The sequence below is a fragment of the Mesorhizobium sp. LNHC229A00 genome, from assembly GCF_000502415.1.
In the GTDB taxonomy this organism is placed as follows: Bacteria; Pseudomonadota; Alphaproteobacteria; order Rhizobiales; family Rhizobiaceae; genus Mesorhizobium.
In genome coordinates, this window is the sequence record NZ_AYWQ01000014.1 from 62,776 (window position 1) to 86,959 (window position 24,184).

Here is a 24,184-nt window from a genome sequence, read left to right on the forward strand (position 1 = left end):
GCCGGCGATTGCCTTGATCCGTTTGCGCCTTATCTGATCGGGAAAGATGCAAATTGCGGGTGGCGATGAACGATATCGACGGCAGCGACAGACAGGGGGCGACCGCCGACGCCCGGCTCGCGGCAATTGTCGATTCCTCCTTCGATGCCATCATCAGCAAGGACCTGAACAGCGTCATCCAAAGCTGGAACCATGCGGCGGAACGGATGTTCGGCTATACCGCCCAGGAGGCGGTCGGCCAATCCGTCCTCATGCTCATTCCCGATCACCTCAAGAACGAGGAGACCGAGATCATCAGCAAGATTCGCAGCGGCGACCGCGTCGCGAGCTATGAGACAACGCGCAAGCGCAAGGACGGAGCGCTGATTTCGGTCTCACTGACGATTTCGCCGATCAAGAACGGCAATGGCGACATCATCGGCGCCTCGAAAATCGCCCGCGATATTTCCGCCGCCAAGGAGAGCGAGCGCCGGATCAGGCTGCTGATGCGGGAGGTCAACCATCGGGTCAAGAACCAGTTCGCGGTCATCCTGTCGATGGTCAGGGAGACCAGCAAGCGCTCGAACGGTCCAGGCGAGTTCGAGGAATTGATCCGCGCCCGCATCATGGCACTGTCGCGGTCGCACGATCTGCTCGTCACATCGGAGTGGGCGGGGGCGAGCCTGTTCGACCTTATCCAGGAACATCTCAAGCCCTTCGGCCTCGAGGAGCAGATAATGCTCTCCGGCCCGGTCCTGACGCTGCAGTCGAACGCGGTGCAGAACCTCGGTATGGCCTTTCACGAACTGGGCACCAACTCCTCCAAGTATGGCGCGCTGGGCAGCGAAGGCGGCCGGGTCGAGATTACCTGGACCATCGGCTCCGGAGCGCATGCTCCCGGCTCCGCGGGCGAACGGGAATTCCAGCTGACCTGGGAGGAAAACTGCGAACCGCGTCCCGGCGACCGGCGCGATCAGACCACGCGCAAGGGGTTCGGCACTGTCGTGCTGCAGCGTGTGGCGCCGCAGTCGCTGGATGGCTCCGCCATTCTGGAACGGTCGCCCGGCCATCTCAAATGGCACTTGAGCGCGCCCCTGGCATCAATCATCGTGGCGCAGGCCGGCAGCGAGGCCGATAGCGTTTCGCCGGGTTTCGGCATCTAGGGCGATCGGCCGGTCCGGACGCTGTCCCCCATTCCCTGTCGGGCTGCGATATGCGCCTCGCGCGTGGCCTCCAAATAGGCCTCCCTGGCGGTTTCGGGGGGCAAGTCGCCGCTCGTTGCCCTGCAGGCGCGCAGTGCGGACCGCTGTTTCCGGCTCTCGGCATCGCGCCAATGTGTCGCCAGGAGTCCGATCGCCTGGTGTGTGTTGGAGAGGTTGCGGATGGCTCCGGCAACGCCTACCGAAACGACAGACCTGGAGAACCATGCAGTTTGCATTGGAACCTAGACGATGTTTTAGCCCGTGGAACGCGTTGAGCGGCATGAGGTTTCATCGCCGCCGATCACTGTAGCATGGGGCTTTCCGGGCATCTCCGCGCGAACCAATCCCTAGAGGATGTTGGTCGTGACTTCGACGATGATCGCGGCGCCTTCCAGTCCACCGTTGGGAACGTGCACGACGCGCGAGACCCGCAGATCCTGTGGGTTTCCGTCGACCGACAGGGACACGCTCTCGCCAATGCGCGGCACCGCCTGGAAAGTAACATTGGTGGCGTCAGGCCTGTTGTCGATGGATATGCGGCAATTGACGGTCATGGACTCTCTCCAGTGTCTGGCGGTGCCCCGGTCGTCAACGCGGGGTCCATGAAATGGTTTCAGGAGGTTCGGTTCAACACCTACCGATGTCCCGGGCGAAGTCTTCAAGCGCCCGGTAGCCCCGGTGTGCAGCCCTCTGATTCAGTCGTCGGCTCTCGGAACGAAATAGTTGGTGGTGACCGCATTGCCGCCGATTCCACGCGTGACTTGAACCGAGGCATAGCCTTCCGGGGCAATCGAGCCGGTCGCCATGCGGTCAATCTGCTTGCACCGGGCGACCATTTCGCCGCTCGGCCACGGTGCCAATCTGATTTCAAGCGCCGCTTGGCACTCCGCCATCGATGAATAGACGACCGGGCGCGACTCCATGGGCCGACAGAGCGATGCGTTGCACGACAGCATGATCATCACCGCGGCGGTTGCCGGATCCATGAAACTCTCCTGTTGGACGTCATTGAACGTCCGACAGGCCGCAAGGTTTCATGCTGACGCAGGAAGCGACCCCAATCAGATGGTCTGATTGTCGAGAAGCTCAGGACCTGCGGGAACAGGCCAGGGACGAGATCTGACAGCGCTCACGCCTTACCGAAGGCCCGGCGGCTTCGGTCTCAGCGCCTCTGGGCAGCCAAAATTCCGGGAACATCAAAGGCCAAACGAGGACATGGTCCAAGGGTTTTGGTACCCAAGGCGCGGCTTGGCATTCGCTGCGTCGGTCGGGGTCGATGTTGCTGTTCCGGTTGCTGTGCAGTCCAATTTTGCTGCCACCGCCGCCTTGATCGACAGACCAGCACACGCGTTCGCGGTGGTGACGGTCGCCTTCTTTTGGTGCGCCGCAGCGACATTTGAACCGGCGAGGACAAGCGCCAGGCAAATGAATGTCAACTTCATTAAATCCCCCTATTTTAGCTTAACCTGAATTAAAGTTAACGTAACGTTACCTGGCCGTCAATCGCGACCGAGGTTCAAGGCGGAAGCCACCTTTCCTCCTGCCCGGCAGGATCATCGGGCGGTTCTCTACCTGTCCCGGATCACGGCATGATTGATCGGAGAGGATCGGGCGCTACCCGAGCTGGTTCCGTTTACATCGTTGGCTTTGCAATTGCCTGGTTCCCGCTCATGGGCTCGAACCACGATTCACGCCTTCAAAGGGCGCTGTCCTACCATTAGACGAAGCGGGAAAGCCGGTACGTTATGGCGCCCAGGCAGCTTGCGGTCAATTCGGGAAATTGTTGACCGGCTCTTCGCAGCGATAGACCGGACAGTCCCCGTCGCGGGACGGGACATAGGCTGACATCGGCACTTCAGGCCAGTCGCACTCGTTGCCGAACTGCCTGACATAGCGATCGTAGGTGTTGGGGCCGGTGGTCAGCACCACGGCGCGGTGGTTCTGGATCATGGCCCGGATCTGAGCGCATACCATGGAGCGGCTGTCGGGCCGGGCGTCGGCCAGACCGGTCGCCGCGAGCACGACGCCCATGGCCGTCAACAGGGTCGGAACGCGAGCGGACATGATGGTTTCTCTTCGGTTTGACAGAATTGCGAACGCGGCTGTCCGGATTCGCCGGGAATGGGCCGCATGCATTGTCGCACATAACCGCCTATCGTGTCCGTTGGTTCCGCGACGGGCTTTGCCGGGCGCGCGGTGGCGCGCCGCGCAACTAAATCGTGCGTCGCGCATTGCTGGGCATGGACGGCAGGAAACCTTACGAAATACCGCAATGGCGGCCCGGAAACGAGGGCCGTGAGGCGATGTGCTGTTCCTTCTGCGGGGGCCGCGACCATCGGTTCGAGGAATGTCCGCGAATGCCCGATCCTTTCCGGCCCGGCGAGCCCGAGGGCGAGGATATAGCGGAGGAACCAGCCGGTTGATCCGAGGTGCCCGGTGGAGGTGGCTAACCGGTACCCGACTTGAGCCCGACGAAGAAATCGATCAGCGCACCTGCCGTTTGCGCGGGCGCCTCCTCCGGGAAGAAATGTCCGCCCGACATCGCTCGGCCTCGCACGTCGTCAGCCCAGTTCCGCCAGAGCGCCAACGGCCCACCTTCGCCGGCATACCATTCGGCGAGCGCGCCTTGCCCGCTCCACAAGGCAAGCACCGGGCAGGCGATGCGCCGGCCGGCGGCTTTGTCCGCCCGGTCGTGGTCTCGGTCGAGCGTTGCCGCGGCCCGGTATTCCTCGCAGATCGCGTGGATGTGGGCGGGGTCGCGCAAAGCTTCGACATAGGCCTGGCGGATGCCGGCTGGAAAGACATCGGGCGACGATCCCCAGCCACCCAACGCATTGTCGACGATGGCGTCGGCGGCGCCCGCCAGGATGTTTTCCGGCAAGGGTTCGGGCTGTGCCAGCAAGGACCACGGCCAGAAGCCGAGGGCCAGCCGGGCGTCGGCCCGGTCCCAGGCGTCGGCCGTGGGGACGATGTCGAGCACGGCGAGTTTTTCGATACGGTCGGGATGGTCGAGCGCCATGCGGTAGGCGACACGCCCGCCGCGATCATGGCCGGCGACCATGAAGCTGGCAAAGCCGAGCTTGGCCATCATCGCCACCATCTCCGATGCCATGGCCCGCTTGGCATAAGGAGCATGATCGGCGCTCGAGGCCGGGCAAGCGCTGCGCCCATAGCCACGCAGGTCGGCGCAGATGACGGTGAAACGGTCGGCAAGCAGGGGCGCAATATCGCGCCACATCAGATGGGTTTGCGGAAAGCCGTGCAGCAAAAGCACCGCCGGTCCGGCTCCGGCGCGGCGCACGAAGATGCCGGCGTCCTCGATATCGACGTCGATAGATTGGAAATGCTCCAACATGGCTGGCCTCCGGCACAGGCAACGGCTGGGGAACGGGATTGGTTGCGGGGCCTTCGCAAGCGCCGGCCTTTGCGCCGACCACGGCGATCCCGGGGGAACCACGGTCCGCCGCCCACGTTGGAAAGTCTCATCGCCACAGGGACATCATGGAACAGCTCGTCGAGGAATTCGGCCATCCCACTTACGCCTCGTTTCCGGTCATCGCGGCGCGGCTGTTGCTGGCGACGCTTTACGGGGCGATCATCGGCTTCGAGCGCGAATGGCGCAATCGCCCCGCCGGGCTTCGCACGCACATCCTCGTCTGTGTGGCCGCGGCCACTTTCGGCATTCTGACGATCGAGATCATCCACGCACCGATGTTCGCGCAAGGGTCGGTCAAGGTCGATCCGATCCGCGTCGTGGAAGCGGTTACGGCAGGCGTTGCCTTTCTCGCCGCCGGCTCGATCCTGTTTTCGCGCGGCGAGGTCCACGGGCTGACGACCGGCGCCGGGATGTGGCTGGCGGGCGCGATCGGCGTCGCCTGCGGTCTTGGCCTGTGGCAGGTGGCCGGGTTCGCCACGCTGATCGTGCTGATCGTGGCGGGGCTTCTTCACCGGCTCGAGCCCAAGGCCGGCCCTGCACGGGAGGGCTACAGGAAAGCCACTCCGGCCGCAACGGACCGGTCCAGCGAATAAGCCTTGTTCCCAATCGTTTGGGCCAACCTTTTGCGCCGGCGGGCGTTGTCCCCGGTGAAGGGAATGCCGCCGTGGGGCGGCTTCAACGAAGGAGGCCGAGATGAAATCCCTCGCCATTGCGTCATGCGCCGCGATGCTGGCCCTGGCACTGCCGGCAGCGGCACAGACGGCTCAGCAGTCGCCGAACCAGCAGGCCGACAAATGCCGGGCACAAACGGATCAGGGCGGCAAGCAACAGCCCGGCAACGGCGATCTGAGCGAGAAGCTCAGCGATTGCGGCGGCGTGCTGAAACCGCCGCCCACTGGCGACCAGGGCATGGCCGCGCCGGCGCCCGACGAAGGCAAGACGCCGATCATCAAGCCGGGCGAAGTGCCGCCCCAGCCGCCGAAACAGTAGAGATCATTCGGCAGCATTGTCATGACGGCAGAGGAACTTTGCAGACCAGGAAACGTTTCTGTGACAAAACCGGACCTGGAAAGGATGGATCCGTGAGAGATGTTGCCAGTACCGCCGCGTTGCTTGCCTCTATTGCCATTGTCATAGTCCTGATGCTGATGGCGCCGAAGAGCTTCGGCTTCGAGGCTTCCCACCCGATCGTGGACGGCGATCTGCCAGTAGAATGACCGAAAAGCGGTTCCGCAACAAAAAAGCAGGCGAGTTCGCCTGCTTTTTCGTTCCTACGGTGCCTTTACTTACCTGACCAGAAGGCCGGCATGATCGCAGAGCGCGGTGAAGGCTTCCTGCGCCTGTGCCGCGCCCTCATTGTTAGCCAGCGCCGACTCGATTTTTTCGCGCGCGGTCTGATAGAAGGGGCCGCGCCTGGCTTGTGGCCAGTCGATCAGGATTTCACTGGCGTCCTGAAGCGTGGCCACCTCGCGGATGGTGGCCGAGCCATGGGGCCTGACCCGCAGCGGTGTCGACAGCATCAAACGGGCCATTGGTTTCTCCCGCTACTGGGTCCTCATTGGAGGATGCGCGCCTCGCGCGCGGCGTCGATCATCGCCCGCATGGCCTTTTCCGCCGGCGTCCAACCGTCCAGCGCATCGCGGCAGGTGCGCAGCGCCGCGCGGTATCGGCGGCCTTGGCCGGCCGGCCAGTCACCAAGGCATTCCAGCCCCTCCCAGGCGCTGCGCACCACGCGCTCCCGCTCGGGGGCGAATTTCAGGCGGATCGGTCGGGGAAACATCTTGTCGTTCAACGGTCGTCTCCATGAATCACGCACATCGGCCGACATGCACCGAGGAAGCGCCGGATAACGTCGACGACAGGGGAGGGTTCCAGGCCCGGAGGATCAATTTCTAACCATGCTTAGTCGCGCGCGACGGCATCCGACAAGGGCCTGGGCGCCGGCAGGTCGACATCCTGTGCTTGCGGCCGGTCATGCTCGAACTGCTCGGCGTCGGGCAAGGCATGCAGCCAGGTTTCGCGCCGGCCGGTCCACAATTCATATTGCGGTGCCAAATCCGTCGGTGCGACGTCGAGGCTGCCGAGCATAACCTCGGCCTCGTTGTCGTCGACCCAGGCGACGCGGCTGCCGCAGGTCGGGCAAAAGCTGCGTGTGCCGTAGCTGGCGACCTCGCCCGATGTCTCGAACGCATCGCGCGGCCAGATGGCAAAGGCCGAATAGGCCGAACCACCCGCCTTGCGGCAATCCTTGCAATGGCAAAGGCCAACCCGCGACGGCTGGCCGGTCACGACGAAATGCACGCCGCCGCAAAGGCAACTGCCGGTCCTGCGTGTTGTATCGGACATGGTTGCGCCCTTCGTTTCGCCGGCCTGGCTTTGCCTGCCATACGGCTGCTCCAGCCCTGGCAGGCTCCGTCAGTTTGGCATGCCGCGGGCCGGGCGGGACAGATGCTCGTCCGCCATTTCGTTGGCCAGGATGAGAAACCGGGAAAAAGACATCCTGTTCACCGTACCGCCGAGCCCGGTTGACNACGGCTGCTCCAGCCCTGGCAGGCTCCGTCAGTTTGGCATGCCGCGGGCCGGGCGGGACAGATGCTCGTCTGCCATTTCGTTGGCCAGGATGAGAAACCGGGAAAAAGACATCCTGTTCACCGTACCGCCGAGCCCGGTTGACGCGGCCCGCAGCATTCTTCAACGCCATGCCGGCGAATTGGTTGCCGCCTTGCGGCCGCTACTTTTTTATCCGCGCGCGGCCATGTGGTTGTCGAGCTTCTTGCGGGAAGGTCCGTAGCGCTTGATGATGGTCTGGGCCTCGCTCTGCGGAATGCCGTATTTGCGCGCGAAGGCCGCGACCTCGTAAGTTTCCTCGCTCGAGACCAGCTTGCGGTCCTGTTTGGTCTTGGATTTGTCGTCGGGCATGTCGGGTCTCACTTTCTGTAAGCCGCATGGTCGCGCGGACGCCTATATGTCGCGGTCACACATAACACGGATCGGCGATGCTGGTTCCATCGCCGGGCAATGCCAGTGCAGCCTAGGCCAATGAAGACGTCGGGTCGGCGCTGTCGGTGTCGCTGCATTGGGCGCAGCGCGCGCTGGCGCCGGGACAGCCGCGGCGATGCGTGCCGGCGGGGCAGCAAAGGCCGTTGGAACTCGTCCAGCGCGGGCATTGGAAAACCTGGCCGGTGCCGCCGCAGCCCTCACACCCCAGAACCGGTGTCCGGACCAGATAGGACTTCGTCCCCAGCCTGATGCTTGCGCCCAAAACCTGCCCACCCCTATCTGCACCAGACACAGCCGTGCATTAGCCCCGGCTAATAATATCACGATCAAGGTTACAGACAAGTTTCAGGACGATTAAGGATTCTAAACCTCAGCCGGTCGGGCGAGCCGTGTGCTTCCCCATCAGCCGCAGAAGCGGCAGCGGCGAAAAATCTCTGACGTGTAGGAATGACGCGTGCCGGTGCGTCCTTGGGGCTGATGAAGCTGGAGAACAACCATGTCGACTCAAATCGCACAATCGCCGTGGCAGACCGCGGCCCTTCTCGTCGCCCGCCTGATCTTCGCCGCCGTCTTCCTGATGGCGGTCACCTTCAAGTTCATGGGCATGGAGGCCACGGCGGGCTATATCGCGGCCGCGGGCTTTCCGTTCCCGCTCTTCCTGGCATGGTGCGCGGCAATCCTGGAGGTGGCCCTGGTGCTGTGTTTCCTCAGCGGCGCCTTCTTTACCCAAGCCGCCCTGGTTGCCGCGGCCTATGTGCTGTTCCTGGCCTTTGCCTTCCACGGACCCAGCCACTGGGCCGGCAACCAGGCCGAGTTCGGCTTCTTCGTCGACCATTTTTCGTTCCTGGCCGGACTGCTGTTCGCGGCGGTCCATGGACCGGGAAGAATTCTGGCGCTGAGCCTGGGATGGCCGGGCAGGGCGTAAGAAGCCCGCCCGGGGCAGGGCGTAGGAAGGCCGCCCGGGGCTAGGCGAAGAGGTCCGCCCGGGGCAGGGCGTAAGAAGCCCGCCCGGGGCAGGGCATAGAGAGCTCGTCCTTGGGGCGGAAGCCTCACATCTGATCGTTGTAGGGCTCCTTCATCTGGCCGACCATGCGGGCCAGCTTCGAGAAAGACGGCATGTCGGCCTCCGGCTGGCACTGATTGGCGAGTTCCAGCAGCCGGATCGGAAAATTGACGGCGTCGCGGTTCGACGCCGACATGCCGTCGGATCGCTCCTCGCCGGTTTCCGACGCCTCGGCCTTGCGGAGCGCGATATCGATCTCCTCCGACGTCAGCACTCCCTTTTTGACCAGGACGTGGTTGATCGAGGCGACGGCCATCAGCAGGCCCTCGAGTTGCAGGTTGGCGACGTTCATGAATTTCTCCCTCCGTTGATCGCAGTGGAACGCATCAGTAGCGTTTCCGATCCGGCCGGCGTGCAGGAACCAGCGCGCCGATCGTCAGCGGTAAGGCGCTACTCCTGCGTCAAGCGCTCGCCATACTCGCGCCAAAGCGCCCTGACTTCCAGGCTGCCGAGGCGCGGGATCGAAGGGTCGCCGCAGTCTATGGCGACAGTGCCGATGTCGTAGTTGGGGTAAGCGTTGGCGACGAAGCGGATCGCTTCGCCAAGCGAGTGCACCCGGATGGCTGGATCCGCCTGGCCTTGGCCGGTGCTGCGCACACCGGAAACCGTGGCCGGGGCGTGCCGCATCCTGAAGACGGATGCCATGACCGGTCTGTCCATCGTCCTCTCCTACAAGGCCGTGCGACGGGAATCATTCCATGAGCTGGCACTGATGATTTCACAGGAGCCGGTTCATGGAAAGCCGGATAAATGTCAGCGGTCGGGATCATGCGTTCCCGGAAGATGTGAATTTTTTCCTATTTGGCATTGACCTGGTGAGGGCAGCGATGCTATAAATCCATCCATGGTGCTGATTTGCGCCACCGACCCGCCGCCGAGGCGGGTTTTGTGTTTCTGACCCCTGGTCGGGTTGCCTACCGGTGCGGTGGCGCCGTAGAGCGCTGCTTCCGCGAGATGCGAGAAATCCCATGCCCCGCTATGCCAGCATCATCACCGGCGATGACGGCCGCGAGATCGTCAGCGCCATCGGTGAATTCGAGGGCGGCCCGGTGGCGCGCCTCGGCCAGGTCGAGGAGGTTCCCGCCGGCGTGCTGATCGGCATGGTACGGGAGGCGGGCGGTGGCTTCTGCTTTCCGCAGGCCGGTATCGACAGCCGCGCTGTCGGCCTCGCCATGGCGAAGCTCAAGGCGCGGGCCGGTGCGGCAAAACCCGTCGGAAGGCCGAAGCGTGCCAAACGGGCCGGGAAGAAGCCCGTTCGGTCGAAAAAGGCGGTCCGGCGAACCAGAGCGGCGGCGCCGAAGGCGGCGGCGGGGGATGCCTTGGGGGAGGCCGATGGCTGAGGAAACCGATCCCGGGCCGGCGCGCCGCAAGGCCAGGGCGGCAAGGCGCAAGCCTGCTGCCAGTCCGGTAGCCGCGAAGACGCCCCGGCCGAAGCGGACCAAGAAAACACTGGGCGATGATTTCCTCGCCGCCGTACGGGCCGATTTTCGGGCGCATGGCGCCGGCGTCCTCGCCGAGGTGCGCGCCGACAAGCCGGATCAGTATCTGAAGATCGTGCTGTCGGTGCTGCCCAAGGATTTCGATGTCGCCGTCAACCAACTGGACGCCCTGAGCGATGACGAGATCCGCAGCCGCATCCGCGCCCTTGAAAACGTCGTCAAACCGTTCCTCGAGGAGCCGTCTGATCTCGGCCCGAACCGACTATCTGACGCTGCTGGCGGAGCTTGACCGCCGGCGTCGCTCAAATCTGCTGGCGGCTTACATGCCGTATCAGCGCCAGGCCGAATTTCACACGGCTGGAGCCGCCCATCGGGAGCGGCTGTTCATGGCCGGCAACCAGCTCGGCAAGACAAAAGCCGGCGGCGCCGAGTGGGCGATGCACCTCACCGGCCGCTACCCCGCGTGGTGGCAAGGCAAGGTGTTCGACACGCCGGTACGGCTGTGGGCCGCCGGCGTCACCGGCGAGGGCACGCGCGACAACCCGCAGCGCGTGCTGATCGGCCCGCCGCAGCAGCAGGCGGCATGGGGCACCGGCATGATACCGGCAGACGCCATTTTGGACACCATCATGGGGCGCGGCGCGCCCGGTGCGCTCGACAGCGTCGTGGTGCGCCATGGCGGCGGCGGCGATGTGCAGGCCGGCGAGAGCGTGCTGTCGTTCAAGAGCTACGAAAAGGGTCGAGAGAAATGGCAGGGCGAGACGCTGCATGGCGTCTGGTTCGACGAGGAGCCGCCGCTCGACATCTATTCCGAAGGCCTGACGCGCACCAACGCCACCGGCGGCATCACCATCGTCACCTTCACGCCGCTGCTGGGAATGAGCGACGTGGTAATGTTGTTCCTGTCGGCGGGGGAAGTGGAGCGGATGGGTGAAACCGCTCCGAAACCATGATTTGCAACACCGCTTGGCGGCAACTGAAGGTCGAGTAGCTTGTGGCGCGACGTTCGGGAGCCGACATGCGCCACCTCATAAAATTGTTCTTCCTGCCTGCACTGCTTTCAGCCTGCAGCGGCAGCGGCGATTGGCGCGCCGACGCGATCGCCGGCGCCGAAGGCAAGATGCGTGGCCTGATAAGCGATGCTTCGGCCACCTTCTCGCATGTCCAGCTTACCGGGGACAGTTCGACCGGCCAGACCTGCGGCGTCATCACCGCCAAGGTTGGCGCCTTCACCAAGGAGGCGCGCTTCATCGTCTATATCGACAACACCGCCGGTCCGTTTGTCGAGCCGGGCATGGGCCAGTCCATGTCGCGGGCCGACTTCGACTGGGCCTGGCGGAACGACTGCCTGAACGAAGGGTACAAGTCCTGAGGGGGACCCGATCCCCGCGCGGGGTTACTCGCCATGGGGGAAGTGGCCGCCGGCGACGGCCGCCAGAACCAAGTGCGAACAACACCATACGATCGGCGCCTCGCAAGATGATTCAAGGACAGCGCAATGAGCCGTCACGTCACCTTCATGACCATCGACGATGCGCCGCACTATTCGCCCGGGGAACGCGCGGCGATCGTCGCCGCCTATCCCGAACATGAGCGCGATGCCCGCGCCCGCGGCATTCCGGTGCTGGGCTCGGGCCGCATCTTCCCGGTGGCCGAGGCGCTGCTCGCCTGCGAGCCGTTCCGGCTGCCGCGCTACTGGCCGCGCCTCGGGGCGCTCGATTTCGGCTGGGACCATCCTTCGGCCGCCGTCGAGCTTGCCTGGGATACGGAGGCCGATGTCGTCTATGTCACCAAAGCCGCCCGCGCCTCGCAACAGACGCCGGCGATGCAGGCGCTGACGCTGAAACCCTGGGGCGAGTGGCTGCCCTGGGCATGGCCGCGCGACGGCCGCCGCGAGACGCTGGAAGGGGCGGGCACGGCGCTCGCCAAGCAATATGCCGCGCATGGGCTGAACATGCTGCCCGGCCACGCGCGCTTTGCCGACGGTTCGGTTTCGGTCGAGGCCGGGCTGATGGAGATGCTCGACCGCATGCAGAGCGGCCGCTTCAAGGTGTTTTCGACGCTCTTGTCCTGGTTCGAGGAGTTCAGGCTGTACCATCGCAAGGACGGCCAAGTGGTGAAGCTGCGCGACGATTTGATGGCCGCGACCCGCTACGGCGTGATGATGCTGCGCGAAGCGGTGATCGATTCCTCGGAGTTCAAGGCGGCGCGGCGCAAGGGGCAGAGCGATCCGCTGGCGGCGTTTCGGTAGGGTGCAAACATTGCTTCGTCCTCCCAGGGCGAAGCAGGAGCGAAGCTCCGTCGCCTAGGATCCATACCGTTACCTCTGCCGTGGAGTGCAGCGGAGCGAATTCTGCAGCGCTCGAGAGTCCCGGCATGGATCCCTTGGGCTGCGGAGCAACTCCAGGGGTCTGCGCCGCGTCGCTACGCTCCTCGCTCCGCCCGTGGATGACGAAAGTCGTTCGGGACGTCTCATACACCGGCACGCCTCTCGAAGACCCTTCGATCCGACAAACCGCAAAACGCGCGCCTGCCAGCGTGCGATCCGGCCATGCCGCGATCGCCGGCGCCGCACGCCTTTGTTCGAAGTCAGCCAGGCAGGGAACACCTAGATGGTCCACGTCATCCCGCTTTCCATTGCCCAGCGCCGGCAAGATACCGGCAACGCGCCGCAATACCTGCAGAGATCGCCAATCGGCGGCGGCATGCAGGGGCTGGGCGATCACCTTTCCGCTGTCGCCGAGCGCTACCAGCAGATGAGGGACCAGCAGGAGGAGTTCGACGCCGAGCTGGCACGTCGCCGGTTCAACGGCCAGATCGCGCAGGCGGAAGACGAGGTGACGGCCAACGCCCCGGCCGACGGTGCCGGCCTGCATGAGGCCATGTATGGCCAGGTCGATCCTTATAGCGGCCGGGTGGTCAAGACCGGGCTGTTCGACAAGCTGTTTGCCGCCGCTCTGCCCGGCATGCCTCAGAGCCAGCGCGCCGCTTTCGCCCGGCAGGAGGAAGCGCTGCGTCTAACCGGTGGGCGACGCATGGCGGCACGGCAGCTCCAGCGGCGCAAGGATTATGAACAGGCCGAGGTCGACACGGCACTGAAGACCAGCGCCATCGCTATCGGCAACGCCAATCCCGACGACCCCGTCACCTTCGAAGCGGCGCGCCAGCAAGGGCTCGACCTGATCGACAAGATGGGGGTCGATCCCGCCATCCGGCAGCAAATGGTCAAGGACTGGTACAGCACCGCCGCCAAGGCTCGGTTCGAGGCGCTGATCGCCAGGGACCCGCAGCGGGCATTGGAGATTTTCGGTGTCCGGACCGCCGCCGGCAGCGATGCAATCGGCGATGCGGCGCAAACCGACGGCAGTTCCGGGAAAAGCAATCGCGTCGGCAAGCAGATGCCTGACGAATACGTTGCGGGGGCGTTCGAGGCCAGTGCGGCTTCGGTGCCTGATCCAACGGCAATCAAGCCGGTAACCGACGATCTCGCCGACCTATCTCTCCGTGAAGTGCAGCGGCTGATCAGCCAAGCCCACGCCGCGAATGCGGCCCAACTGATCGAGGCGCGCACCAACATCGCTCTCGCTTCGCAGAACGCCCCGGACGCAATCGCCGAAACGGGCAACTATTCCGGCAAAGTGCCCAGTGCCCCGGACTTCGCCGCTGTTTATGGCGCCGAGGAGGGCGGCAAGCAATACCACGACTTTAGCTTGAAGATGGATGTCGGCCGTCAAGCCTTCGGCATGCGAGTCATGCCCAACCAGGCGATCCGCGCAGCGCTGCGCGATGCTGAGCCAGGGCCGGACAGTTCGCAGGACGAGCAGACACGGTATCAGGTCACGGCTGCTGCGGCGCTCAAGACACTAGGCACGAGGCAGGCGGACCCTGCTGGCTATGTCCGCGCGGTCTTTCCCAATGTCGGCGCCGCGTGGAAAGCGGCAACGAGTTCAGACGGCAAGTCAGCAAGCAGCGACCCGGAAGCCTACAGACGGGCCATCGCCGTCTCTGTAGCAGCTCAGAGGCAATTGGGCGTCGAGACCCCTCAACCCCTGCCCAGAGCCACCGTCCAAATCTTTGCCGATACCTTCAGCGCCGACGACAAGTCGCAGGCTGAGAAGGACATCATCCTGCGTGATCTTCTGGCAGCAGCGCCCGATCCGGGCGCCCGCGAGGCTTTATCTCAGCAGTTGAAACGAGCCGGCCTTTCTCGTGCGGCGCAAATCGATCCGATCACCACTGCGTCGACGGAGCAAGGACAGCTCCCAACGGGGCACCGAGGCGAATCCCGGTCTGCATTCCAACAGGCCGTCGACGACTTCGGCAACTATCTTAGCGAGGGTTTCGAGGCCTTGGGCAGGGCTCCGGCTGGCCTCGGGGAGATTCTCCGGGATGTGCGTGACGATCCGTTGGACGCCATTGACAAAATGCCGGTTACTCCTGGCTCGGGATTGGCCGCCGAAGGGGCTGCAGGCCTTCGATGGATAGGCGCCAATCTCCTCAAGGGCGGGAAGATCGCCGACGAAGTGATCGAGCCGGCTCTAAAGGTTTTCTCCAAAAATTATCGAAAGGCTTTCTTTAAAGCATATCCCGAGTTGGCGGGAGCCGTCATTGTCCACCACCGAGTCGAGCAGAAAGTGCTTACGACATACATTGCAGTTATAACCAAAGAGATGATGCACTCGCTTGAAAATCTCCGCGGGATACCAAAGGAGTTGAATTCCACGTTGCATCTGAGTACCATCCGGCGTGAATGGGATGCATTCTACAGGCGGAATCCAACGACCACTTTACGGAAATTGCTTGAGAAAGCTGACGAAATAGATGATAAATATGGTCACCTTTTCAATCCACCAATAGGTAAGAAATGAAATATTATTATCTGGAACCAGAGGTTTCTGGTGGCTTCGGTGACAATATCATTATCGACCCAAGCGTCCATCCTCCTCTCATAAGTCGTTTACATTTTGAATTTGATGGTTGGTTGGGCGATAGCATGGTGGCGTCGTTTCCATGCTTCCTCGTCACTGAAGACGTCAAAGCGGTGATCCTAAAAGGTAGTTTTTCTGGTGTAACATTCGACGATGTCGAAGTGACTACATCTGAGCTATTCGATGAGATGCAACCGGATCAGAAGCTCCCGCCGTTCGTATGGCTGAAACCGAACGGAGACGCCGGCCGTGATGACTTCGGAATCGCGGAAGACTTACGCCTTGTCGTTTCCGAGCGCGTTCTCGATGCTCTCAAGCCATTCGGGATCTCGAACGCATTGATTGAACCTTTCGAAGGGTCTTGATGCCCTTGGTCTTGGAGTTCTGACGCTTATAGGCGCTGAAACCCTAGGGCGAATGGCTGCCTTTCGCCCGGCCGCCGTGAGACGCTGGAAGGCGCCGGTGTGGCGCTCGCCAAGCAATCTGCCGCGCATGGGCTGAATATGCTGCCCGGCCACGCGCGCTTTGCCGACCTAAAGCCCGATGTCGCAGGTGGAATAGGTCGTGGCACCATCATGGACACGAGCGTTCATCCCCCTGATGGAAGCAAACTCATCTACCAGATGGAAGGATGGTTCGGCGATGTTATCATAACCACCTTCCCGTGCTTTCTTGTCGTGTCTCAAGCCAAACAGGCCCTGCAGAACATCGGCTCTTCGGGTGCGAGCTTCGCCCATGTCGAAATCACGAAGTCAGATGACTTTCTGGAACTGCAACCCGCCGTGGAACTCCCGCAGTTCGTATGGTTGAAGGTGAGTGGAAAGGCAGGTCATGATGATTTCGGCATTGCTGGCGATCTGCGCCTGGTTATATCGGAACGTGTACTAGATATACTCGACCACCTTGGTATTCCATCCGCAACGGTTGAGCCCTACGACGGCCGGTGGACGCTTTAGTTCGCGCCGAAGTAATTGCGCTTTCGACGCGAGTATCGAATGGAGTGTATGGCTGAAGGTGAACGGGAAGGCTGGCCACGATTTCGGAATAGCCAAGGACTATCAGCTTGTCGTTTCCGAACGGGTTCTCGATCCCGTTCGTCGCCATGCATCGCTCTAAACGTGCACCGAAATGCCCATCCTCTTGATGAATTCAAAGACAGAGTCAGCAGACACCAGGGCTATCGCTACGATCAGCGAGATCCAGAAAAAAGTCATGAGGAACGCCGCGGTTATCCGAGCGTCCTGTGTTCCCTTGCGGGGAAACACTGCTCTCCAGGTCCAAAGAAATATCCGCCACAAATCCAGCAGAGCGGGGGCGGTCTCGTCACGAGGACTATTGAGACGAAAATTCTAAACCCGTGGTCAAATGCAGTCCGCGGATTCTCCAGTCTTCGCCAGACGATCGCGCCGGTCATTGCCAACAGCACCATCCGTACCGACAACGACAGTAGTGCTCTGCAGAGGCTAAGAAGCCGCTGCCTCCGGTCGCTGTGCCATTGTACGTTGTCAGGAAATCTTGAAAACACTCTCTCCCCCTGGCTCGACTGTTAGCAGGTTGCGGAGCGAGTAGAAATGAAGCAGCGCGATGACGGTTCGAATTATCGGAGCCACGCTGCGCGATCTCTCCTATATCGCCGCCAATCTGCGCCCCGAGGACCGCGACGAGATCGACTGCCAGCTTGACCAGTGGTCGCCGGCGCTGCTGGCGCTGACCGCTTTGCAGGGCTTTGCCTATGTCGCCGAGCTCGACGGCAATCCGGAGGCAGGCTTTGGCGCGGCCGAGCAGCGCGGCGGGCTATGGGTCGCCTGGAGCTGGGGCACGCGCCGCATGAAGCGCTGCGTGCCCGGCATTACCGCACACTTTCATGCCGTGCTTGGGCCGCAAGTTGCGGCGCGCGGCGCCTGGCGGGTCGAGGCGCGGGCACTGGCCGCAAATCAGCTGGCGCTGCGCTGGCTTGGCCGGCTTGGTGCCGAGCAACGCTGCCTGCTGCCGGGTTACGGCAAGAACGGCGAAGATTTCTTCCTCTACGACTGGACAAGAGAAGGCTGGAACCATGTGTCTGTTTCAAAAACCACCGGAACTGAAGCCGCTGCCGCCGGCGCCGACCGTGCAGGACAAGGATATGCAGGCGCGAGAGGCGGCCCTGCGGGCTGAACTCGAGCAGCGCCAGGGCACCGCCGGCACCATCAAGACCGACCTTTCGCCGAGCGATCTCGGCGGCCAGCGCCGCGTGCTCCTGGGGGTATGACATGACCGCGATGAAGCGCAGTTTCCGCAAGCGCGTGCTGGACTGGTGGTACTGGCGCCGGCGCGCAAGGCTGGCGAAGCGGCGGTGATGCAACCGCTATCCCCGTGGGGAGACCGGCTAGTTGGCCTTCCTCGCGAACGCCCACACCATCACCGGATATTCCTCGTCGTTGCTGAGATCGCGCCACAGGCCATAGGCGCGCACGGGGCCGCCTATGTGGGCGCGGGCGCAAGCCTTGTTGCCCCAGCCGTGGACCTTGACATTGGCTTCGGGGAAGCCGCCCTCGACCATCAATTGCTTCAGGCCGGCGGGGGTCCATCTGTTGTAGTCGTGCGGCCGCGCGTGGACCCGAAACAGGAAGGGCGTCGCCACCATCGCCCAGCCGCCGGGACGGGTCATGGCATGGATGTTGCGCACCGCGGCTTGCGGGCGCTTGACATGTTCCAGTACCTGGTCGGCGATGACGATGGAATATTCTTCCTCCGTGCGATCCTTGCAGATGTCGAAGGCGGGGAAATCGACCGAGCGGTAGTTCGGGCACATCGCCCGCCAGTATCGGTTCCAGCCGGGCGAAATCTCGATCACGTCCGAGGCCTTGCGGTTTCCCGCTTCGAGGAAAAGGCTGAACGCCTCGATCTGGCGGATGCGCAGCCAGTTGCGGCTGTCATAGCCAAGCAGCCGCTTGGCCGCCTGCTTGCCGCGGTTTTTCAGGGTGCCGGCAAGGCTCGTCGTCGTCACATCGACCTCCTTCTGCCCGCCGCGAAACGCTCGTAGCACCACCAAGTGGGCAAAAGATGACATGAGTTTTTAAAGGGGAGGTTGGCGCGAGCTACCCCTCTCCGCCCTGCCGGGCATCTCCCCTCAAGGGGGGAGATCGAATGTCACCACCGCTTTCTCAAATCGCAGATGTCAGGATGTGCACGCTGCGAAGCGGCTGATCTCCCCGCTTGAGGGGGAGATGGCGCTGATCTCTCCAACCATCTTTTCCAGATATGCCGGAGGCACTCATGACCGATTCCCGCGCCCGCGATATTCTTTCGCGCCAATCCGAGCTCGAGACCGAACGCAGCCAGTACGAGGCGGTGTGGGAGCAGGTGGCGGAGTTCTGCGATCCCGATGCCCCCGACATCTGGAACGGCCGGCGCGGTGGCGGGCTGGATTCGCAAGCCGAGCGGCAGGAGCGGCGTGGTAGCCGCGTCTACGCCAACACCATCAACTCGGCCGCCAACCGGCTGGCCGCGGGGCTCGAAAGCCTGATCATCCCGCAATCGGAAAAATGGCATGGCCTGTCGACCGCCGCCATGAACGACGAGGAGACCGACGAGGAAAAGGAATGGGCCGAAAGCCTTCGCGATTTCCTGTTCTCGCTGCGCTACTCCGCCAATTCCAATTTCGTGCCGGCCACGCAGGCCTGCCTGCGCAATGTCGTGCGCTATGGCCCGGCCTATCTCTATGCCGAGGAAGGGTTCGGCGGCACGCTGATCCGCTATGCCTCGATCCCCGTGGTCGAAGGCTATCTCTCGCGCAACCGCTGGGGCCAGGTCGACATCTTTCATCGCCGCTACGAGCGCACGGCGCGGCAGGCCGCACAGCTGCTCGGCTACGAAAAACTGCCGGCGCGCATCAAGGTGCTGGTCGACGATCCGGCCAAGTGCGAGGAAAAGATCTCGCTGATCCAGTGCATCCAGCCGCGCGAGGAGCGCAAGATGTACGGCCAGGGCGGCGGTTCCCGGTATCTCGAGATGGCGTTTGCCTCCTACCATGTCATCGAGGACAAGGAGGAGATCGTCAGGGAAAGCGGCTTCCGCAGTTTCCCTATCTCAACCTTCAACTGGCGCCGCTACGAGGGCGATCCCTATGGCGTCTCGCCGGCCATCGAGGCGCTGACGACTGTGCGTGAGGAAAACGCCGTGCGCCGCTCCGGCCTGCGCGCGCTGCAGCAGATCACCGATCCGGCGACCGCCTCGAAGGCCAGGCTCGACTATGTCCCGGTGCTCAACCCCGGCGAGAATTATCCGGGCCTGATCGACGACAATGGCAGGCCGCTGATCCAGCCGATCGCCACCGGGCAGAACCCGACCTACGCCTTCAACTACGCCCAGAGCCGCGCCGACGAGATCCGCGACATGATGTTCGTCAATCTGTTTCAGACGCTGGTGCAGAACCCGCAGATGACGGCGACCGAGGCGTTGATCCGCCAGGAGGAGAAGGGCGCGCTGCTCGGTCCCTCCGGCTCGATCATCCAGGCTGGCTTCGCCAGCAATCTCGACCGCGAGCTCGGCATTCTCGAAGACAAGGGCCTCTATGACGAGGACAGCCGCTTCGTGCCGCCGGAGAGCCTGGCCGGCAAGGCGGTGCGGCCGACCTTCACCGGCCCCCTCGACGTGCTGCGCCGCTCGGCCGAGGCGCGCGACACCATCCAGTTGGTGACCACGGCCATGCAGATGGCGCAGTTCGACCCGGGCGTGATGGACAACATCGACAGCGACGAGGCGATCAAGATCGTGCAGAGCGCGGGCCGCAGCCCGCAACGCATCTTCCGCCGCAAGGAGGAGGTCGACGGTCTGCGCGATGCCCGCGCCAAGGCACAGACAGCGCAGGCCGGCGTGGCTGCGATCGCCACCGCCGGCAAGGCCGCCAAGGATGCTGTGCCGGCCACCGTACAGGCGCGCGACAGCGGCCTGCTCGATGGGCTGCAGGCGATGATGCAAGGCGGTGGTCATGCCGCGCCGGCTGCCGACGCCTCCGTCCAGGACGCGATGCCGGCGGGTGGCCGCGCATGAGCCGCAAGCGTTTCGCCCACGCGGCGCAAAATGGCGGCCCCTCCAGGGCGCGCGAAGCGTTGGCCAAGGCCTATCTCCGGGTCTTTTCCGGCGAGGACGGCGAGATGGTGCTGGCCGATCTCGCGGCGACGGTCGGCTATTACAGGCGCCCGTCCTACGGCGAGTGGATGGCGCGGACAAGGACACCCGCCGGCTTCGAACTCCACAGCGCGCTCAGCAATGCGCGCGCCGAAGTGGTGCAGCATATCATGGGCTTCCTGACGCTGGACGAAGCGCAGCTCGCGGCCCTGGAGAAGGCGGCGCGGGCGGAAGGGTAGGCGGCGTCCGCCAAGCTGCCAATCCCCCCTCTTGGGGAGATGTCCGGCAGGACAGTGGGGCGCTGCCCCGCCGACTGTATCACGCGAGCACCCTAACAGCAGTCCGAATACTCCGTACGCGACCCTCCGTCGTCCAGGCTCCAGCCGAAAACCCACCACCCGCGCTCCCGAACAGACTGCCGTCCCGGCGGTCCGTCGCTGCGTGCGCGCCTCTCAAAGCCAGCCGAGCAGGGAACAGCCAATGGTCCACATCATCCCCCTTTCGGTTGGCCAGCGCCGGCTCGATACCGGCAATGCGCCGCAATATCCGCAGGGGTCGCCAGTCGGCGGCGCCATGCAGGGTCAGGGCGATGGCCTCTCCGCTCTCGCCGAGCACTACCGGCAAATGACGGAGCGGCAGGAGGCGTTCGACGCCGAACTGGCGCGCCGCCGCTTCAACGGCCAGATCGCGCAGGCGGAAGACGAGGCGACGGCCAACGCGCCGCCCGACGGTGGCGGGTTGCACGAGNGAGTTCGACGCCGAGCTGGCACGTCGCCGGTTCAACGGCCAGATCGCGCAGGCGGAAGACGAGGCGACGGCCAACGCGCCGCCCGACGGTGGCGGGTTGCACGAGGCCATGTACGGCCTGGTCGACCCGCGCAATGGACGGGCGGTCAAATCAGGCCTGTTCGACACGCTGTTCGACGCTGCCTTGCCTGGTATGCCCGAGACCCAGCGTGCCACCTTCGCCGGGCAGAAGGAGGCGATGCGGGCGACAGGTTCGCTGCGCATGGCGCGGCGGCAGCTTCAGCGGCGCGACGACTACGAGCTGGCCGAGTGGACCAAGGTCGACACCATGTCGACCGCCGCCATCGCAAATGGCGACCCGAACGACACCGCGAACTTCGAGGCGATTCGGCAGAGCGGCTTCGACCTGATCGCCAAGATCGGCAATCCGCTTATCAGGCAAACGGCTGAAGCGGCGTGGCGCACCAACACAGCCAAGGCGCTGGTCCAGGCCATGATCGCCCAGGACCCGAAGCGTGCCGCCGAGATGTTGGGTCAGACGCTAGCTGGAAGCCGGACCAAGGACGATACGGTGGGGGCGGTCGCCTCCGCGTCCACCGCGATGGCCGCGAAGGGCGTTGGCAAATTCACGCCGGATGCAGAGGAAGCGGTTGGCGCAGCGAGCGAGCCAGATCGCGATACGGCCCTCGAAGTCATCACCTACCTAAAACCTGGCGATATCGCTGCGCTGAAGGACCAGGCCAACATCGCCACCGCAGCCCGAATGGTCGATGCTCGTGCGAAGGTGCAGCTCGAGGAGCAAAATGCGCCGGCTGTCATCGCTGCCACCGGCAGATACCCCGAGGAGCAGCCGACCGCGCAGGACTTCGTCGATGTCTACGGCGCGGACGAAGGCGCCAAGCATTTCGAGGATTTCACGACAACGGCTGGCGTCGCCAGTGCGGTCTTCGATATGCGCGGTGCGCCGAACCAAGCGATACACGCTCAGCTCCGGGACTTTGAGCCCGGTCCCAGCGGCTCGCAGGAAGAGCGGGCGCGATATGAAACAAAGGCTGGCGCTGCACAATTCGTTTTGGGCGCTAGGCGGGCCGACCCCGCCGCCTATGTCAGTCAAATGTTCCCGGGCCGGCATTCCGACTGGAACAATATCACAACTCCCGAGGACTATTCGGCTGCGATCACCTGGGTGGTTGCAGCCCAGCAGGAGATGGGCTTCGACAAGATACTGCCGTTGCCTTGGTCCGCCGCCGAAAGCCTTGCTGCGAAATTCATCGACCCAAGCGTGCCGTGGCCGCAGCGCCAGACAGATCTAAGCGCGATTTTCCTGGCAGTCCGCGATCAGCCCTTGCGGGATGAGATGGCCAGGCAATTGTACAAGTCCGGCTTGCCTCGGCTTCGGCAGAATGCGGCAACCGATCCTGACCTGACTCCGGCAGACATCGAGGCCCGAAAGGACGCTCTGGCGGTCGGTCTCTTGACCGTCGCGTCGCATCCGGCTCAGGCACAGTACAACGCTGCTCCGTTCTGGCTGCAACCTCTTCAGGCCACCGATGACGTGGTCCGGCTGATGGCCAAAGGCATCTCTTTTGGTCACGCAGACAAAGCCGCAGCCGGCCTCAATTCGCTTTTCTCGGACAAGAGCTATGAGGAATTGCTCGCCGCCGAACGGACGGCGACGGAAGATGCCGAAGACCGGGCAGGCTCGGCAGCCCTGCCGGCGGAACTTCTGGGTGGCGCCATCGCCGGACATGGTCTGGTGGATTCCGGTATTACGCTCACCGGTAGGCTGGGCACCGCCGCCTTGGATGGGCTGACCGGTCTGGCCGCTCGAACCGCCGTGGCTAGCGGTGAGGGCGCCTTATACGGCGCAGCGTACGCGCACGGTGCGGACGAGGACATGCTGAGCGCCGCCGCCGCCGGTGCGCTTTGGGGTGCCGGCGGCAATATCCTTGGCGAAGGGCTCAGCGCGATCCGCAGGCAGGTGACGGCAAGGCTCACCGGCTCGTTGGAACGCTCGACGGCATCCGAACTGGCGGGCAGCGGACCCGCTAGCGAGGCAGCCGACGTACCACAAAATGGAGGCGCTCCGACAGCGACAGAAGCCGGGCCGTTCGAGAGTTCTGCCACTCCAGAAAAACCACCCGCCAAGATTACTGACGAGGACGATCTAAAGCTTGTTCCGACCAAGCGCACCATGACGAGCAGAGCTCTTCGCAAGGAATGGGAAGTTTTGCATCGTCGACCGTGGCCTAAAGATCCCAAGACGGGTCGAAATATGGACGTCTCCCATGAGAAAGCTCTGGCCGACGGTGGGCTTGACCACGTATCGAATATCAGGCCTCGTACCAGGGAAGATCACATAAGGCACCACACGGAAGCCGGTGATTTTAAACGTTGGGCTAAGAGACGATGGCTGAAGCAGAAAATGAGTAGTGGAGGCATAATGTGAACGAAATTACGCCGGATCTCAGTAAAGTAAGCCGCTTGCCCCTTGCGGCTGGCGATCCCGACGCGGATGACAATCTTGACGCAGCTCATCTTGAGGCTCGTCAATATCTTATGTCTTTTGGCTGGGGGAAGAACATAAAGGCCGAGTATTTCGGGTATGGTGTTGAAGGGATAGTCTACATTTTTCTCTTCGAGATTGCATCCGGAAAACCAGACGTGCCCCAATGGGTATGGGTGATCGTCGGTGATGTACCTCCAGCCTACATGCCCGGCGACGACATCGGAACCCCGTTTGAAGCGCTAGATGGATATATAGGCGCGATGGAGGATTGGGTTGAAGCCGCGCGCCAGGGGAAGTCGGTTGCGGATCTGATCCCTGTTAATGTTCCGGCTACTCCCGCCAACGCGGAAATGCTGGGTAGTCGCCTCAAATTTCTCGACGAGAGAGTTTTGCCATTACTTGAAGAGTGATGCTTCGCCTTTGTGAGCCAGATCGTCCAGCTTCACCGCCGCGGCTGCCGCGGTTTATCAACAGGCATGCCGTTCCTCATCTTGCGAAAAAATGTCGCCGGGATTTGAAGTGGGGCCTTCTAGTCTAGGCGGCCCGGCAAAGTGTCAACCCTGCCGGGGCGCCGCGTTCAATAATTGCCGTTGTAATAGCGGTCGTCGCAAGGCGCGGTGTAGATGCGGCCGTAGCGGTCCTGGTAGCGGCAGAGCTGGTCCTCGCGGCGCTGAGGCGTAGTGGCGGAGCCAACGACGGCGCCCAGCAGCGCGCCGCTGGCCGCGCCGATGACCGTGCTCTTGGTGTTGCCGCCGATCGCCTGGCCGACGAG

At 63.3% G+C, this 24,184-nt stretch carries 30 protein-coding genes, 1 tRNA gene and 2 pseudogenes; 17 read left to right on the plus strand and 16 right to left on the minus strand.

The window, feature by feature from the left end:
* The first annotated feature begins 65 nt into the window (after positions 1-65).
* Positions 66-1,142, plus strand: coding sequence for a PAS domain S-box protein (locus X742_RS146420; protein WP_023774062.1), 1,077 nt, complete (start codon positions 66-68; stop codon positions 1,140-1,142).
* Here the strand turns inward: X742_RS146420 and X742_RS146415 are convergent.
* The 7 genes from X742_RS146415 to X742_RS146385 form a co-directional block, all read right to left on the minus strand.
* Entirely contained in the window at positions 1,139-1,417 is a 279-nt protein-coding gene (locus X742_RS146415; RefSeq protein WP_023774063.1) for a DUF982 domain-containing protein, read from the minus strand. The two genes, X742_RS146420 and X742_RS146415, sit on opposite strands and share 4 nt — an antisense overlap.
* Before the next feature lie 111 nt (positions 1,418-1,528).
* Complete coding sequence (locus X742_RS146410; protein WP_023774064.1) at positions 1,529-1,735, minus strand: hypothetical protein; 207 nt, start codon at positions 1,733-1,735, stop codon at positions 1,529-1,531.
* A gap of 141 nt (positions 1,736-1,876) precedes the next feature.
* Positions 1,877-2,167, minus strand: a complete 291-nt coding sequence (locus X742_RS146405; protein WP_023774065.1) for a hypothetical protein — start codon at positions 2,165-2,167, stop codon at positions 1,877-1,879.
* 210 nt (positions 2,168-2,377) lie between these two features.
* Positions 2,378-2,623 carry a hypothetical protein gene (locus X742_RS1000000174170; RefSeq protein WP_156939423.1) on the minus strand — a complete coding sequence of 82 codons (246 nt, stop codon included), beginning with the start codon at positions 2,621-2,623 and terminating at the stop codon, positions 2,378-2,380.
* Between the two features lie 216 nt (positions 2,624-2,839).
* Positions 2,840-2,913 (minus strand) — tRNA-Gln (locus X742_RS146395).
* A gap of 35 nt (positions 2,914-2,948) precedes the next feature.
* Positions 2,949-3,245, minus strand: a complete 297-nt coding sequence (locus tag X742_RS146390; RefSeq protein ID WP_023774067.1) for a hypothetical protein — start codon at positions 3,243-3,245, stop codon at positions 2,949-2,951.
* A gap of 382 nt (positions 3,246-3,627) precedes the next feature.
* Positions 3,628-4,536, minus strand: coding sequence for an alpha/beta hydrolase (locus X742_RS146385; RefSeq protein WP_023774068.1), 909 nt, complete (start codon positions 4,534-4,536; stop codon positions 3,628-3,630).
* Between the two features lie 146 nt (positions 4,537-4,682).
* On the opposite strand from X742_RS146385, the gene X742_RS146380 reads away from it, so the two are divergent.
* The 3 genes from X742_RS146380 to X742_RS1000000176600 all read left to right on the plus strand — a co-directional run bounded on the left by X742_RS146380 (position 4,683) and on the right by X742_RS1000000176600 (position 5,834).
* A complete protein-coding gene (locus X742_RS146380; RefSeq protein WP_023774069.1) occupies positions 4,683-5,210 on the plus strand; it encodes an MgtC/SapB family protein in 528 nt (175 codons plus the stop codon).
* A gap of 100 nt (positions 5,211-5,310) precedes the next feature.
* Positions 5,311-5,607, plus strand: a complete 297-nt coding sequence (locus X742_RS146375; RefSeq protein ID WP_023774070.1) for a hypothetical protein — start codon at positions 5,311-5,313, stop codon at positions 5,605-5,607.
* Positions 5,608-5,699: 92 nt separating this feature from the next.
* Positions 5,700-5,834, plus strand: a complete 135-nt coding sequence (locus X742_RS1000000176600; protein ID WP_023774071.1) for a hypothetical protein — start codon at positions 5,700-5,702, stop codon at positions 5,832-5,834.
* 69 nt (positions 5,835-5,903) lie between these two features.
* Here the strand turns inward: X742_RS1000000176600 and X742_RS146370 are convergent, their stop codons facing one another.
* The 4 genes from X742_RS146370 to X742_RS146355 all read right to left on the minus strand — a co-directional run bounded on the left by X742_RS146370 (position 5,904) and on the right by X742_RS146355 (position 7,536).
* Positions 5,904-6,149, minus strand: coding sequence for a DUF982 domain-containing protein (locus X742_RS146370; RefSeq protein WP_023774072.1), 246 nt, complete (start codon positions 6,147-6,149; stop codon positions 5,904-5,906).
* A 23-nt stretch (positions 6,150-6,172) separates the two neighbouring features.
* Positions 6,173-6,409: a DUF982 domain-containing protein gene (locus X742_RS146365; RefSeq protein WP_023774073.1), complete on the minus strand. Its 237-nt coding sequence runs from the start codon at positions 6,407-6,409 to the stop codon at positions 6,173-6,175.
* A 110-nt stretch (positions 6,410-6,519) separates the two neighbouring features.
* Positions 6,520-6,963 (minus strand): GFA family protein, encoded by a 444-nt coding sequence (locus X742_RS146360; protein ID WP_023774074.1) that lies wholly within the window; start codon positions 6,961-6,963, stop codon positions 6,520-6,522.
* 393 nt (positions 6,964-7,356) lie between these two features.
* A complete protein-coding gene (locus X742_RS146355; protein ID WP_015317039.1) occupies positions 7,357-7,536 on the minus strand; it encodes a DUF3606 domain-containing protein in 180 nt (59 codons plus the stop codon).
* Positions 7,537-8,113: 577 nt separating this feature from the next.
* Between X742_RS146355 and X742_RS146350 the strand changes: the two genes are divergently transcribed.
* Entirely contained in the window at positions 8,114-8,542 is a 429-nt protein-coding gene (locus tag X742_RS146350) for a DoxX family protein (RefSeq protein WP_023774076.1), read from the plus strand.
* Positions 8,543-8,666: 124 nt separating this feature from the next.
* Here X742_RS146350 and X742_RS146345 read toward each other — a convergent pair whose 3' ends face one another.
* Together X742_RS146345 and X742_RS146340 are read right to left on the minus strand one after the other, a co-directional pair.
* On the minus strand, positions 8,667-8,972 hold the full coding sequence (locus X742_RS146345) for a hypothetical protein (protein WP_015317041.1): 306 nt from the start codon (positions 8,970-8,972) through the stop codon (positions 8,667-8,669).
* A 98-nt stretch (positions 8,973-9,070) separates the two neighbouring features.
* Complete coding sequence (locus X742_RS146340) at positions 9,071-9,340, minus strand: hypothetical protein (RefSeq protein WP_023774077.1); 270 nt, start codon at positions 9,338-9,340, stop codon at positions 9,071-9,073.
* Positions 9,341-9,648: 308 nt separating this feature from the next.
* Between X742_RS146340 and X742_RS146335 the strand changes: the two genes are divergently transcribed.
* The 9 genes and pseudogenes from X742_RS146335 (at position 9,649) to X742_RS146320 (ending at position 17,201) form a co-directional block, all read left to right on the plus strand.
* On the plus strand, positions 9,649-10,020 hold the full coding sequence (locus tag X742_RS146335; RefSeq protein ID WP_023774079.1) for a hypothetical protein: 372 nt from the start codon (positions 9,649-9,651) through the stop codon (positions 10,018-10,020).
* Complete coding sequence (locus X742_RS01000000170485; protein WP_032924429.1) at positions 10,013-10,408, plus strand: hypothetical protein; 396 nt, start codon at positions 10,013-10,015, stop codon at positions 10,406-10,408. Before X742_RS146335 ends, X742_RS01000000170485 begins: the two co-directional genes overlap by 8 nt.
* A gap of 34 nt (positions 10,409-10,442) precedes the next feature.
* Positions 10,443-11,024 (plus strand): annotated as a pseudogene (locus X742_RS146330) (terminase family protein); the annotation flags it as partial.
* Positions 11,025-11,137: 113 nt separating this feature from the next.
* Entirely contained in the window at positions 11,138-11,491 is a 354-nt protein-coding gene (locus tag X742_RS1000000171570) for a hypothetical protein (RefSeq protein WP_023774082.1), read from the plus strand.
* Positions 11,492-11,617: 126 nt separating this feature from the next.
* Positions 11,618-12,370, plus strand: a complete 753-nt coding sequence (locus X742_RS01000000170490) for a terminase family protein (RefSeq protein WP_051407682.1) — start codon at positions 11,618-11,620, stop codon at positions 12,368-12,370.
* A 361-nt stretch (positions 12,371-12,731) separates the two neighbouring features.
* Positions 12,732-14,987, plus strand: coding sequence for a hypothetical protein (locus tag X742_RS1000000174910; protein WP_023774083.1), 2,256 nt, complete (start codon positions 12,732-12,734; stop codon positions 14,985-14,987).
* Positions 14,984-15,412 (plus strand): hypothetical protein, encoded by a 429-nt coding sequence (locus X742_RS146325; protein WP_023774084.1) that lies wholly within the window; start codon positions 14,984-14,986, stop codon positions 15,410-15,412. Before X742_RS1000000174910 ends, X742_RS146325 begins: the two co-directional genes overlap by 4 nt.
* 99 nt (positions 15,413-15,511) lie before the next feature.
* Positions 15,512-16,003, plus strand: coding sequence for a hypothetical protein (locus tag X742_RS0137900; RefSeq protein ID WP_023774085.1), 492 nt, complete (start codon positions 15,512-15,514; stop codon positions 16,001-16,003).
* 628 nt (positions 16,004-16,631) lie between these two features.
* Positions 16,632-17,201, plus strand: coding sequence for a hypothetical protein (locus X742_RS146320; protein WP_023774087.1), 570 nt, complete (start codon positions 16,632-16,634; stop codon positions 17,199-17,201).
* 211 nt (positions 17,202-17,412) lie between these two features.
* On the opposite strand, the gene X742_RS146315 is transcribed toward X742_RS146320, so the two are convergent.
* Positions 17,413-18,033: a methyltransferase domain-containing protein gene (locus tag X742_RS146315; RefSeq protein ID WP_023774089.1), complete on the minus strand. Its 621-nt coding sequence runs from the start codon at positions 18,031-18,033 to the stop codon at positions 17,413-17,415.
* Positions 18,034-18,302: 269 nt separating this feature from the next.
* Here X742_RS146315 and X742_RS146310 point away from each other — a divergent pair, with 269 nt between their 5' ends.
* On the plus strand, positions 18,303-20,078 hold the full coding sequence (locus X742_RS146310) for a portal protein (protein ID WP_051407684.1): 1,776 nt from the start codon (positions 18,303-18,305) through the stop codon (positions 20,076-20,078).
* Positions 20,075-20,395, plus strand: a complete 321-nt coding sequence (locus X742_RS146305; protein WP_023774091.1) for a hypothetical protein — start codon at positions 20,075-20,077, stop codon at positions 20,393-20,395. Before X742_RS146310 ends, X742_RS146305 begins: the two co-directional genes overlap by 4 nt.
* A gap of 79 nt (positions 20,396-20,474) precedes the next feature.
* On the opposite strand, the gene X742_RS146300 is transcribed toward X742_RS146305, so the two are convergent.
* Positions 20,475-20,900, minus strand: a complete 426-nt coding sequence (locus tag X742_RS146300; protein WP_023774092.1) for a hypothetical protein — start codon at positions 20,898-20,900, stop codon at positions 20,475-20,477.
* Between the two features lie 2,448 nt (positions 20,901-23,348).
* On the opposite strand from X742_RS146300, the gene X742_RS146295 reads away from it, so the two are divergent.
* Complete coding sequence (locus X742_RS146295; protein WP_023774094.1) at positions 23,349-23,822, plus strand: hypothetical protein; 474 nt, start codon at positions 23,349-23,351, stop codon at positions 23,820-23,822.
* Between the two features lie 167 nt (positions 23,823-23,989).
* Here X742_RS146295 and X742_RS146290 read toward each other — a convergent pair.
* Positions 23,990-24,184: pseudogene (locus X742_RS146290) on the minus strand (hypothetical protein); the annotation flags it as partial.

Bases quoted from the DNA above. Each gene is read 5' to 3' on its own strand.
- X742_RS146360 (WP_023774074.1), bottom strand. From the start codon at position 6,963: ATGTCCGATACAACACGCAGGACCGGCAGTTGCCTTTGCGGCGGCGTG.
- X742_RS146375 (WP_023774070.1), top strand. From the start codon at position 5,311: ATGAAATCCCTCGCCATTGCGTCATGCGCCGCGATGCTGGCCCTGGCA.
- X742_RS146370 (WP_023774072.1), bottom strand. From the start codon at position 6,149: ATGGCCCGTTTGATGCTGTCGACACCGCTGCGGGTCAGGCCCCATGGC.
- X742_RS146390 (WP_023774067.1), bottom strand. From the start codon at position 3,245: ATGTCCGCTCGCGTTCCGACCCTGTTGACGGCCATGGGCGTCGTGCTC.
- X742_RS146410 (WP_023774064.1), bottom strand. From the start codon at position 1,735: ATGACCGTCAATTGCCGCATATCCATCGACAACAGGCCTGACGCCACC.
- X742_RS01000000170490 (WP_051407682.1), top strand. From the start codon at position 11,618: ATGAGCCGTCACGTCACCTTCATGACCATCGACGATGCGCCGCACTAT.
- X742_RS146355 (WP_015317039.1), bottom strand. From the start codon at position 7,536: ATGCCCGACGACAAATCCAAGACCAAACAGGACCGCAAGCTGGTCTCG.
- X742_RS146345 (WP_015317041.1), bottom strand. From the start codon at position 8,972: ATGAACGTCGCCAACCTGCAACTCGAGGGCCTGCTGATGGCCGTCGCC.
- X742_RS146380 (WP_023774069.1), top strand. From the start codon at position 4,683: ATGGAACAGCTCGTCGAGGAATTCGGCCATCCCACTTACGCCTCGTTT.
- X742_RS146385 (WP_023774068.1), bottom strand. From the start codon at position 4,536: ATGTTGGAGCATTTCCAATCTATCGACGTCGATATCGAGGACGCCGGC.
- X742_RS146340 (WP_023774077.1), bottom strand. From the start codon at position 9,340: ATGGACAGACCGGTCATGGCATCCGTCTTCAGGATGCGGCACGCCCCG.
- X742_RS146350 (WP_023774076.1), top strand. From the start codon at position 8,114: ATGTCGACTCAAATCGCACAATCGCCGTGGCAGACCGCGGCCCTTCTC.
- X742_RS146305 (WP_023774091.1), top strand. From the start codon at position 20,075: ATGAGCCGCAAGCGTTTCGCCCACGCGGCGCAAAATGGCGGCCCCTCC.
- X742_RS01000000170485 (WP_032924429.1), top strand. From the start codon at position 10,013: ATGGCTGAGGAAACCGATCCCGGGCCGGCGCGCCGCAAGGCCAGGGCG.
- X742_RS146325 (WP_023774084.1), top strand. From the start codon at position 14,984: ATGAAATATTATTATCTGGAACCAGAGGTTTCTGGTGGCTTCGGTGAC.
- X742_RS146310 (WP_051407684.1), top strand. From the start codon at position 18,303: ATGACCGATTCCCGCGCCCGCGATATTCTTTCGCGCCAATCCGAGCTC.
- X742_RS1000000174170 (WP_156939423.1), bottom strand. From the start codon at position 2,623: ATGAAGTTGACATTCATTTGCCTGGCGCTTGTCCTCGCCGGTTCAAAT.
- X742_RS146405 (WP_023774065.1), bottom strand. From the start codon at position 2,167: ATGGATCCGGCAACCGCCGCGGTGATGATCATGCTGTCGTGCAACGCA.
- X742_RS146335 (WP_023774079.1), top strand. From the start codon at position 9,649: ATGCCCCGCTATGCCAGCATCATCACCGGCGATGACGGCCGCGAGATC.
- X742_RS146420 (WP_023774062.1), top strand. From the start codon at position 66: ATGAACGATATCGACGGCAGCGACAGACAGGGGGCGACCGCCGACGCC.
- X742_RS1000000174910 (WP_023774083.1), top strand. From the start codon at position 12,732: ATGGTCCACGTCATCCCGCTTTCCATTGCCCAGCGCCGGCAAGATACC.
- X742_RS146320 (WP_023774087.1), top strand. From the start codon at position 16,632: ATGACGGTTCGAATTATCGGAGCCACGCTGCGCGATCTCTCCTATATC.
- X742_RS146415 (WP_023774063.1), bottom strand. From the start codon at position 1,417: ATGCAAACTGCATGGTTCTCCAGGTCTGTCGTTTCGGTAGGCGTTGCC.
- X742_RS1000000171570 (WP_023774082.1), top strand. From the start codon at position 11,138: ATGCGCCACCTCATAAAATTGTTCTTCCTGCCTGCACTGCTTTCAGCC.